Source organism: Bradyrhizobium sp. Arg237L (genome assembly GCF_029990105.1).
In the GTDB taxonomy this organism is placed as follows: domain Bacteria; phylum Pseudomonadota; class Alphaproteobacteria; order Rhizobiales; family Xanthobacteraceae; genus Bradyrhizobium.
Genome location: NZ_JAQMIL010000135.1, coordinates 1 through 11,068, shown reverse-complemented (window position 1 = coordinate 11,068; position 11,068 = coordinate 1). Strand labels below are relative to the sequence as shown.

The window sequence follows — 11,068 nt, the reverse complement described above, 5'->3', positions numbered from 1 at the left end:
TGTTGGGCATACGTTCTCCGTTAGAGAACTGTCCCTAATTTCCCGTGTCTCACTTTTGGGGGGCACTCCAATCAACGTTTGCCGCTGGTCCCGGGTTACGCTGACGCTTCACCCGGGCTACGCACAGGCTATGTTCAACCAAACAGCGCCCGGCCCAGAAGCGCCGCGGCGCGGACACCGATCCGCCGCACTGGTGCATCTTTTCCCTTCCCTATAATAAGCGAATCGGGGGCTTCTCGATCCGAGGGCGATGATGCGTCTGCCGATGCGTTCGAAGATGATACTGATTGGCGTCGCGGTGATTGCGGCGTCGTTCCTGATCAGCCTGAAGGCCATGGACTGGCTGTCGCCGCACGCCGCGGTACCGGCACCGCCGCTGGCCGAATTGCCGCCGCTGCCACCGGCGCCGCGCAGCTCGGTGGTGATGGCACCGGTCGCGGTCGCGCTGTCGGCGATCCGCGACGTCGCCGACAGGGGCACGCCGAAGAATTTCAACGGCAAGGCCGACAATCCGGTGCCGCAGATCCTGCAGAATGCCGATATCGGCTGGACCGCCTCGCGTGGGCCAATCGTGGCGACCGGAGCGGAGGACGTACTGTCGCTCTCCACGCCGCTGACGGGTGCGCTGAACGTCACGGGCTCGCTGTCGGCGAAGGCGACGGGCGCGATCGGCGATGTGCTCGGCAGCCTGCTCGGCGCCAATGCCGCCAAGCAGATCGGTGACATCAACATCAAGCAGATCAATGCTAACGCCGAGATCAAAGGCAATGTGGTCGTGACCTCGCGCCCCCGGCTGGCCGCGGCCTGGCGCATCGAGCCGAATCTCCAGGCGCAGGTCAATCTCGGCGACACCGGCCTGTCGGTCGCAGGCGTCCGCGTCAACGTGCCGGCGCAGGTCAAGCCGCTGATCGACAAGACCGTCGCCGACCAGTTGACCGCCGTGCAGACGAAGATGCGCAACGATCCGACCTTCGAGCAGAATGCGCGCGCGCAATGGGCGAAAGCCTGCCGCTCGATCCCGCTGCAGGGCGCGGGTGCCGTCCCAAACATGCCGCCATTGTGGCTGGAGCTTCGCCCGATCCGTGCGCTGGCGGCGCAGCCGCGTGTCGACGCGTCCGCGGTGACGCTGACGCTCGGCATCGAAGCCGAGACCCGGATCACGGAGGCGCCGACCAAGCCAGACTGCCCGTTCCCGGCGACGATCCTGATCGGACCGCAGACGCCGGGCCATGTCAGCATCGGCATGCCCGTCGACATGTCCTTTGTGTCGCTGACAAAACTCTTGGAGGCGCAGCTCGCCGGCAAGACCTTCCCGGAGGATGGCTCCGGTCCGGTTGACGTCACGGTGAAGCACGCGAGCGTGGCGGCGTCCGGCGATCGCCTTCTGATCTCACTGTTGGTGAACGCAAAGGAGAAGAAGAGCTTCTTCGGCTTCGGCGCCGAGGCCACCGTGCACATCTGGGGACGGCCGGTGCTGGATCAGGCGCAGCAGATCGTGCGGCTGACCGATATCGAGCTGGCGGTCGAATCCGAGGCCGCTTTCGGCCTGCTGGGTGCTGCGGCGCGCGCTGCGGTGCCACAGTTGCAGCGGGCACTCGCGGAGAAGATGACCGTCGACCTGAAGCCGTTCGCGAGCAACGCCCGCGAGAAGCTCGCCGCTGCGATCGCCGATTACCAGAAGAACGACGACGGCGTGAAGGTTTCGACCGAGATCACGAGCCTGCGACTCGCCGGCATCGCCTTCGATTCCAAGACGCTGCGCGTAATCGTGGAAACCGAAGGCGCAATCGACGTTTCCATCAGCAAGCTCCCGGCGCTTTGAGGTTCTCCCTCGCCCCGCTCTTGCGGGGACTGCCGTAGCCCGGGTGGAGCGACAGCGTAACCCGGGACCGCTCGTGAATGCGAATGCGGACGTCCCGGGTTGCGCGTTCCGCTCCACCCGGGCTACGGGCTGCGCGCGTGCAAACCTCCCCTGCGGCCTTGTTCGCGGTCCCGGGCTTTGCCGCCCTAATGGCACCGGATAGAACTGGCGGCGTTAATGATAATCCTCCACAAGAAGCCAGGGAGAAGAAACGATGAAACCGCTTGCGGCCGCCCTTGCGGCGGGTCTCGCGCTTGCCGCTTCCGGCGGCGCCGCCAATGCCCAGATTTCCGACGACGTGGTCAGGATCGGCGTGCTCACCGACATGTCCAGCCTCTATGCCGATGCCACCGGCAAGGGCTCGGTCGCCGCGGTGCAGATGGCGGTCGCCGATTACGGCGGCAAGGTGAAGGGCAAGCCGGTCGAGGTGGTCTTCGCCGATCACCAGAACAAGCCGGACGTCGGCGTTGCCATCGCCAGAAACTGGTACGACAACGAGAAGGTCGATGCGATCTTCGACGTGCCGACCTCCTCGGTCGCGCTGCCGATCTCGGCGCTGACGCGCGAGAAGAACAAGATCAACATCAATTCCGGCGGCGGCACGTCCGACCTCACCGGCGTCGCCTGCTCGCCCAACACGGTGCACTGGACCTACGACACCTATGCGCTGTCGAACGTCGCCGGCAAGGCGATGGTCAAGCGCGGCGAGGACACCTGGTTCTTCGTCACCGCCGATTATGCCTTCGGCATGGCGCTCGAGCGCGACGCCGCCAACATCGTCAAGGAAAGCGGCGGCAAGGTGCTCGGCGAGGTGCGCCACCCGCTCAACACCTCCGACTTCTCCTCCTTCCTGCTGCAGGCGCAGGCCTCGAAGGCCAAGGTCGTGGCACTCGCGAATGCCGGCGGCGACACCACCAATGCGCTGAAGCAGGCCGCCGAATTCGGCATCACCCAGGGCGGCCAGAAGATGATCGCGCTGTTGCAGGAAATCACCGACACCCATTCGCTCGGCATCCAGGCGACCCAGGGCCTGATCGTCACGGACGCCTTCTATTGGGACATGAATGACGAGACGCGGGCCTTCTCAAAGCGCTTCAACGAGAAGGTCGGGCACATGCCGACCATGATCCAGGCCGGGCTCTATTCGGCGACGATGCATTATTTGAAGGCGATCGAGGCCATCGGCACCGACGAGGCGCCGAAGGTGATGGCGCAGATGCGGGCCACGCCGGTGAACGATTTCTTCGCCAAGAACGGCAAGATCCGCATCGACGGGCGCATGGTGCATGACATGTACCTGTTCGAGGTGAAGAAGCCCTCGGAGTCCAAGGGCGAATGGGACCTCTACAAGCTGCTCGCCACCGTGCCCGGTGACGAAGCCTTCCGTCCGCTCGACAAGGGCGGTTGCCCGCTGGTGACGCACTGACGCGCGCGACGTAAGCGAATGGCGGATGGACCGTCCCATCCGTCATTTGCGCTTCACGCCAACCGATATGTTCCCCCGATCACGGGATCACCGTCGGTCGTGACGATGCCTCGGGCGACCAGATCCTCCAGATGCGCCAGCACCGAATAGCCGGCAGCGCCGGTTAGCCGCGGATCGAGGCCGATATAGATCGCGCGCACCATGGTCGGGATGTCGGCCTCGCCCTTGGCGAGGCGATGCAGGATCGAGGCTTCGCGCGCCTTTCGGTGTCGCGCCAGGAAGCGGACGTAGCGCGGTCCTTCGGTGATTTCGGGGCCATGGCCGGAGAAATAGAGTTCCTCGGGCCGCTGCTCCAGCCGTTCCAGCGAGGCCATGTAGTCGATCATCGATCCGTCCGGCGGCGCCACGATCGAGGTCGACCAGCCCATCACGTGATCGCCGACGAAATTGATGCCGCGCTCGGCCCAAGCGAACGCGAGGTGGTTGGCGGTATGGCCCGGCGTCGCCACCGCCTCCAGCGCCCAGCCGGAACCTTCGATCACGTCGCCGTTCTTGACCTCGACGTCCGGCCTGAAGTCGCGGTCGGCCCCGGACTCCGGATTATGCTTCTCGCTCTCGAACCGCGGCCGCGAGGCGCGGTGCGGGCCCTCGGCATAGACGGGCGCGCCGGTCGCCTGCTTGATCCGCGCGGTGTTCGGCGAATGGTCGCGATGGGTGTGGGTGACCAGGATATGCGTCACGGTCTCGCCGCGCACGGCATCCAAGAGCGCCCTGGCATGCGCTTCATCATCCGGACCGGGATCGATGATCGCGACATTGCCCTTGCCCACGATGTAGCTGACCGTACCGGTGAAGGTGAACGCGCTCGGATTGTTGCAGAGAACGCGCCGGACGCCGGGGCGGGCTTCGTCGACCACGCCGGGCTGAAGCGGAAAATCGCGGTTGAATGGGATGTCGTCGTTGTCGGCCATGGCTAAACACCTGACGCTGATTTCGTCATGCCCGAGCTTGTCCCGGGCATCCACGCGCTTTCTTTCCGGAAGCTCACACGTGGATGGCCGGGACAAGCCCGGCCATGACGGAGCAAGGGGTTACATATCGCTCCACAACTTCAGCGCTTACGAAAACGCCTGGATGCCGGTGATGGCGCGGCCCAGGATCAGCGCGTGGACGTCGTGAGTGCCCTCGTAGGTGTTCACGGTTTCCAAATTCGCGGCGTGGCGCATCACGTGGTATTCGATCTGGATGCCGTTGCCGCCGTGCATGTCGCGCGCCATGCGGGCGATGTCGAGCGCCTTGCCGCAATTGTTGCGCTTGACGATGGAGATCATCTCCGGCGCCATCTTGCCCTCGTCCATCAGCCGGCCGACGCGAAGCGAGGCCTGCAGGCCGAGCGCGATCTCGGTTTCCATGTCGGCGAGCTTCTTCTGCACCAGTTGCGTCGCGGCGAGCGGACGGCCGAACTGCTTGCGGTCGAGCGTATATTGCCGCGCGCGGTGCATGCAGTCCTCCGCGGCGCCCATCGCGCCCCAGGAGATGCCGTAGCGGGCGCGATTGAGGCAGCCGAACGGACCCTTGAGACCGGAGACATTGGGCAATAGCGCGCTCTCGGGAACCACAACGCCGTCGAGCACGATCTCGCCGGTGATAGAGGCGCGCAGCGACAGCTTGCCGCCGACCTTCGGCGCGGAGAGGCCCTTCATGCCCTTCTCCAGGACGAAGCCGCGGATCTGGTTGTCGTGCGCGGCCGACTTGGCCCACACCACGAAGACGTCGGCGATCGGCGCGTTCGAGATCCACATCTTGCTGCCGGTCAGCCGGTAGCCGTCGGAAACCTTCTCGGCGCGGGTCTTCATGCCGCCGGGATCGGAACCCGCATCCGGCTCGGTCAGGCCGAAACAGCCGACCCATTCTCCGGTGGCGAGCTTGGGCAGATATTTCTTGCGCTGGTTCTCATCGCCATAGGCATAGATCGGGTACATCACCAGCGAGGACTGTACCGAGTTCATCGAGCGATAGCCGGAATCGACCCGCTCGATCTCACGCGCCACCAGGCCATAGGCGACATAGCTTGCATTCGCGCAGCCATATTCCTCCGGCAGCGTGACGCCGATCAGGCCGAGTTCCCCCATCTCGTTGAAGATGTCGCGGTCGGTCTTCTCTTCCAGATAGGCGTTGATGACGCGCGGCAACAGCTTGTCCTGCGCATAGGCGCGCGCGGTGTCGCGGATCATGCGCTCGTCTTCGGTGAGCTGGTCATCGAGCAGGAACGGATCATCCCACTGGAAAGAAGCCGCTGCCGGCTTGTCCTTGGCCTGGGGGCGCACGCTCATGAAAATCCCTTTCGCGTCGTTTCGGAATTGACCGTTAAATTAAAGCGCCATGAGTGGAAGCGCAATTGGTGATCCCTTCACCGTCATTCCGGGGCGATGCGCAGCATCGAACCCGGAATCTCGAGATTCCGGGTTCGCGCTACGCGCGCCCCGGAATGACAGTATCGATTAACTTTCGAGTTTCTCGTTGGAGACGATCTCGATGCCGAAACCGGACAATCCCTTGTAGTCATGCACCGATGAGGTGAGGTTGCGGATCGAGGTGACGCCGAGATCGCGCAGGATCTGTGCGCCGACGCCGACCTCGCGCCATTGCCGGTTGCGATCGGCCTCCGCGCTCTGCGTCGCGCCGACGGGCTCGACGGGAACACCGGCGGCGCCGTCGCGCAAGTAAACCAGCACGCCGCGGCCGGCCTTCTTGAACTGCCGCAGAACGGCTTCCATGCGAGCCCCGCCGGTGAAGATGTCCTTGACGATATTCGGCTTGTGCAACCGCGTCAGCACGTTCTTGCCGTCGCCGATGCCGTTATAGACGAAGGCGGCGTGCATGATCTCGTCGAACGGCGAGCGATAGGCATAGCCCTGCAGCGGGCCGATCGGGCTGTCGGTCGTAAACGTCGCGACCCGCTCGATCAGCTTCTCGCGGGCCTGCCGATAGGCGATCAGGTCGGCGATCGTGACGTGCTTGAGGTTGTTGGCGGCGGCAAAACGGGCGACCTGCGCACCCTTCATCACCGTGCCGTCGTCGTTCATCAATTCGCTGATGACGCCGACCGGCGGCAGGCCAGCGAGCTTGCAGAGGTCGACCGCGGCTTCGGTATGGCCGGAGCGCAGGAGCACGCCGCCGTCGCGGGCGATCAGCGGGAAGATGTGGCCCGGCCGGGCGAAATCATTGGCGCCGGCATTGGGATTGGCGAGCGCACGGCAGCAGGAGGCGCGCTCGTCTGCCGAAATGCCGGTGCCGCCATCGGGCTTGTAGTCGATCGAGACGGTGAAGGCAGTGGTGTGGCTGGAATCGTTGTGCGCGACCATCGGGTCGAGCCGCAGCCGCTTCGCGTCGTCGGTGGTGATCGGCGCGCAGACGATGCCAGAGGTGTGGCGGATGATGAAGGCCATCTTGTCGGCGGTACAGAGCGACGCGGCGACGATCAGATCGCCCTCGCCTTCCCGGTCGTCGTCATCGGTGACGACGACGAGTTCGCCCTTCGCAAAGGCTTGCAACACTTCCTGGATCGTATCGGCCATGTCTCAAAATCTCGCTTTTTGCTGGCAGTGCATTAGCCGGAACCGGCAGCCCGCGCCAGCATCAATCCGCAGGCCAGAACAGCGTCGGCAGGCATACCAGGCCGTATCTCAAGGCAACACCTCCCGTCGCTCGGCGAGCTGCGCATCCATCGCGGCGCGCTTCTCTTCCAGAAGTCCGGCATCGGCGGCTTCGATCACCGAGAACAGCTCGCTCGCGTCGCTGATCCGCGTCACCGTCACGTAGTCGGCCCCGGCCACGTAGAGATCGTTCACATCGGCCAGGAAATCGGCGGTCGCGACGATCTTGGCGGTCGGATTGAGGCTCCGGACATGGCGGACCAGCTTCTCATTGTTGGCGCCGACCAGGAGCGAATCCGGCACGCTCAGAATGATGATCTCGGCCTTGCCGATGCCGGCATGCACCAGCGTATCGACATTGCTGATATCACCATAGATCACCTGCAGGCCGCGATCTTTCAAGGTCCTGAACACCAGCGGGTTGAAATCGATGACGCTGATCTGCTCCAACAGCGCTTCGTTCTGCCGCTCGATCTGGCTGAGCAGGGCGCTGGCGGCGCGGAAAAAGCCGAGGATCACGATCTGGCGGCTCTCGCCGTGGCCGGCCTCCTGACCGCCCCCTTCCGCAGGGTGGACCTGGTCGAGGTCGCGAAGCCCGATCCGCTTCAACCGCCCGATCAGGGAACGGGTGATCTCGCTGCTCCTGGTGATCGCGAAGGTGCTCAACACCGCCAGCACCACGAAGGCGAAGGAGGCGGCGCTCGATGTCGCAGTGGAGATATGCCCGGCGGCGACGCCGGTCTGGATCACCACCAGCGAGAATTCCGAGATCTGCGCCAGGTTGATCGCCGGCAGCAGGCTGGCCCTCAAGCCCTGCTTCATCAGATAGAGCGGCGTGAACGTCGTGACCAGGCGGCTCACTACGGTGAACGCCGCAATCAACAGCGCAAGGCCGATCACCGAGAGGCCGGGAACCGGGATGGTCATCCCGAGCGCGACGAAGAACAGCGTGATGAAGAAATCACGGAGGGTCGTGACCTTGGCGGTGACGTCGAGCGCATAAGGGAAGGTCGACAGCGACACCCCGGCGACCAGCGAGCCCATCTCGCGCGACAGATGCAGGCGTTCGGCGACCTCGCCGATCAGGAAGCACCAGGCAAGCGCGCCCAAGAGGATCAGCTCGGGGCGCCGCGCGATCTGCTGGAACAGCCGTGGCAGCACGTAGCGGCTGAGCACCAGCGCCGTCGCCACCAGCACGCCGACGCGCAGGATCGAAAGCAGGATGATGCCGACCTGGAGGTTGTCGAGGCTCGGCTGCACTGCGAGGAACAGGATCGCAAAAATGTCCTGCAGCACCAGCACGCCCAGCGTGATGCGGCCTGGCAGCGTATCGAGCTCGCGCTTCTCGTAGAGCACCTTGACGATGATCACGGTCGAGGAGAGCGCGCAGGCGACGCAGAGATAAAGCGCGTCGAACTTGCCGCCGCCGCCCATCGACAGCCCGATGCCGACGAAAAACAGGATGCCGAGCAGGCAGCCGCCCAGGAGCTGGCCGCCGGCCGCGAACAGGATCACCTTGCCGGCGCGGACGATCTTCTTCAGGTCGATCTCGAGCCCGATCATGAACAGCATGAAGATCAGGCCGAGCTCTGATATGACGCTGATCGATTCCTGGGACTTGACCAGACCCGTGCCGAATGGACCAATCAAAAACCCGGCGATAAGGTAGGCCAGGATCAGGGGTTGCCGGGAGAAATGAGCTAACAGGCCGAGCACCCAGGCGAACAGGATGCTTAAAGTAATATCACCTATAAGTTCATGCATGTCTTGGGGCTTCTCCTCATCGCAACCTAGAGACCCAAGCACGGGGGTCAAACGAGCAATCTGTCACATCCGCGCCCTTAGCCTGTTTCTGGCGATTCTGGCATCGCTGACCGCATCCCGCCCCTCCATGGCGCAAAACGGCAGCATCGAGCAGGGTTTTGCGAGTTCGCTGACGGCTGTTCCCGCCGAGAATCTCGCCGTTTCCGGCTCTTTCTATGTCCCAGTCTATTCCAGTGTCTCGATGAGCCAAGGCAGGCTCAGGGCCGATTTCTCGGTGACATTGAGTGTCCACAACACCTCCGAGACCAAGCCCCTCGTATTGAAGCGGATCGCCTATTTCGACACCGAAGGCAAGCCGGTTGAAAGCTACCTCAAGGCGCCGATCGCGCTGAAGCCGTTCGCAACCATCGAGGTCTTCATCCCCATTTCCGACGTGCGCGGCGGCACCGGCGCAAATTTCGTGGTGGACTGGGCCGCAGCCGGCGAGATCGCCGAACCCGCGGTCGAAGCGCTGATGGTTGGCAGCGTCGGCCCGGGGCATTATGCCTTCATCAGCCAGGGGCGACCGATCAGGATCGTCGGCAAGAACTAGCAAGAGGGCCTTCCACTTCACTTGGGCCTTCTCAATGACAACAACACGGGAGTGAATGTCCATGTCCGCCTCAACCCAATTCGATTTCGCGCCGCTGTTGCCCGCCGGCCTGCCGGCGGCGGCCGCCAAGTGGACCGGGCTTGCCAAATACAGCTTCGTCGGCGGCAACAACGATCCGGATGGGGTTCCGGTCGACGGGCTGATCGAGGCGGTCAACGCGGTGTTGAAGCGCGAGGGCAAGGCGCTCGCGACCTACAACCTCGCCCATGGCCCGCAGGGGTATCGGCCCTTGCGCGAATTCCTCACCGGCAAGCTCAAGCGCGACGCCGGCATCGTCTGCACGGCCGATGACATATTGATCGTCTCGGGCTCGCTGCAGGCGCTCGACCTCGTCAACCACACGCTGCTTGCGCGGGGCGACACCGTGTTGATCGAGCAGGAGACCTATCAGGGCTCGCTGAACCGGCTCACGCGGCTCGGCGTCAACGCCGTCGGCATTCCCCTCGACCAGGACGGCATCCGGATCGATGCGCTGGCTGCCGCGCTCGCCGACCATAAGCGGCGCGGCATCACGCCGAAATATATCTACACCATCCCGACCGTGCAGAACCCGACCGGCTCGATCCTGCCGGAGAGCCGCCGCGCCGAGATGCTGAAGCTGTCGCGCGAGTATGGCGTGCCGATCTTCGAGGACGATTGCTACGCCGACCTCACCTGGAGCGGCGAGCGCCCGCCCGCGATCTACGCCATGAGCCAGCATGGCGGCGTGATCCATATCGGTTCGTTCTCGAAATCGATCGCGCCTGCCCTGCGCGTCGGCTTCATCGTCGCACCCTGGGAGGTGATGTCGCGGATGCTGGCGCTGAAGACCGATGCAGGCTCCGGCGCGCTGGAGCAGATGGTGCTCGCCGAATATTGCGCGCCGCATTTTGCGACCCATGTGCCGGAGCTGACGCGCGGCCTGCGCAAGAAGCTCGATACGCTGATGGAGGCGCTGAACGAGCAGTTCGGCACCGTGGCGGAATTCGAGGAGCCGAGGGGCGGCATCTTTCTGTGGGTCAAGCTTCCGGATCATGTCGATACGCTGAAACTCTACCAGGCGGCGCTCGCCGCCGGCGTCTCCATCAATCCGGGACCGGAATGGTCGACCAACAAGGCGTGGTCCGGCAGCCGGCTGCGGCTGTGCTTCGCGAGCCCCTCGCATCAGCAGATCCGCGAAGGCGTGGCGGTGCTCGCCGACGTCTGCCGGCGCGAATTCGGCGTGCCGACGCGTAGCGGCAATATCGAACGCGCGCAGGGCTGAAGGCATTTTCGATCCACGCTTGTTGAACATGATGGGTTTCGCTTCGCTCTACCCATCCTACGACTGTCGTCCCTGCAAAAGCACCGACCCATAACCACAGGGAGGTGTTGTGGCGCGAGCAAGTGGTTGCGGCGGAGCACGACAAAAGCCTGTGGTTATGGGTCCCGGGTCAAGCCCGGGACGACGGCGGAGAGAGTTCTGATTCAAATGTCAAACAGCCTCTCCGCTGTCATCGTCCGCGAAGGTGGACGATCCAGTATTCCAGAGGCGGTCGTGCTTGAGCCGAGAGGCCGCCGGGTACTGGATGCCCGCCTTCGCGGGCATGACGGTGGAGTATGAGGAGGCGACGTGAGTTCGCATTCTCGCGGCGAGTCACGCCCGAGCTTTGCGTCTCGTTCCACCCTCCTCGATATCAGAGGGCGCAGGGAAAGCCGGGTGCCGGTTGCACCCATGGGTCCCGTGCAAC

General features: G+C 64.1%; 8 protein-coding genes. 4 read left to right on the top strand and 4 right to left on the bottom strand.

Going from position 1 to position 11,068, the window contains the following annotated elements:
- Positions 1 to 253 precede the first annotated feature (253 nt).
- Both OZ411_RS41895 and OZ411_RS41890 read left to right on the top strand, forming a co-directional pair.
- Positions 254 to 1,822, top strand: coding sequence for a DUF4403 family protein (locus OZ411_RS41895; protein ID WP_282532642.1), 1,569 nt, complete (start codon positions 254 to 256; stop codon positions 1,820 to 1,822).
- Positions 1,823 to 2,075: 253 nt separating this feature from the next.
- Positions 2,076 to 3,287 (top strand): ABC transporter substrate-binding protein, encoded by a 1,212-nt coding sequence (locus OZ411_RS41890; RefSeq protein WP_282532641.1) that lies wholly within the window; start codon positions 2,076 to 2,078, stop codon positions 3,285 to 3,287.
- A gap of 53 nt (positions 3,288 to 3,340) precedes the next feature.
- On the opposite strand, the gene OZ411_RS41885 is transcribed toward OZ411_RS41890, so the two are convergent.
- From OZ411_RS41885 to OZ411_RS41870, 4 genes are all read right to left on the bottom strand, one after another.
- The gene (locus OZ411_RS41885; RefSeq protein WP_282532640.1) at positions 3,341 to 4,258 is read right to left on the bottom strand and encodes an MBL fold metallo-hydrolase; all 918 of its coding nucleotides are present in this window, start codon (positions 4,256 to 4,258) and stop codon (positions 3,341 to 3,343) included.
- Positions 4,259 to 4,405: 147 nt separating this feature from the next.
- Positions 4,406 to 5,620, bottom strand: coding sequence for an acyl-CoA dehydrogenase (locus OZ411_RS41880; protein ID WP_282532639.1), 1,215 nt, complete (start codon positions 5,618 to 5,620; stop codon positions 4,406 to 4,408).
- A 168-nt stretch (positions 5,621 to 5,788) separates the two neighbouring features.
- The gene (ribB, locus tag OZ411_RS41875) at positions 5,789 to 6,865 is read right to left on the bottom strand and encodes a 3,4-dihydroxy-2-butanone-4-phosphate synthase (RefSeq protein ID WP_282532638.1); all 1,077 of its coding nucleotides are present in this window, start codon (positions 6,863 to 6,865) and stop codon (positions 5,789 to 5,791) included.
- A gap of 108 nt (positions 6,866 to 6,973) precedes the next feature.
- The gene (locus OZ411_RS41870; RefSeq protein WP_282532637.1) at positions 6,974 to 8,707 is read right to left on the bottom strand and encodes a cation:proton antiporter; all 1,734 of its coding nucleotides are present in this window, start codon (positions 8,705 to 8,707) and stop codon (positions 6,974 to 6,976) included.
- 127 nt (positions 8,708 to 8,834) lie between these two features.
- On the opposite strand from OZ411_RS41870, the gene OZ411_RS41865 reads away from it, so the two are divergent.
- Positions 8,835 to 9,299, top strand: a complete 465-nt coding sequence (locus OZ411_RS41865; protein ID WP_245476704.1) for a DUF3124 domain-containing protein — start codon at positions 8,835 to 8,837, stop codon at positions 9,297 to 9,299.
- Between the two features lie 61 nt (positions 9,300 to 9,360).
- A complete protein-coding gene (locus tag OZ411_RS41860) occupies positions 9,361 to 10,602 on the top strand; it encodes a PLP-dependent aminotransferase family protein (protein ID WP_130582804.1) in 1,242 nt (413 codons plus the stop codon).
- The last annotated feature ends 466 nt before the right edge of the window (positions 10,603 to 11,068 follow it).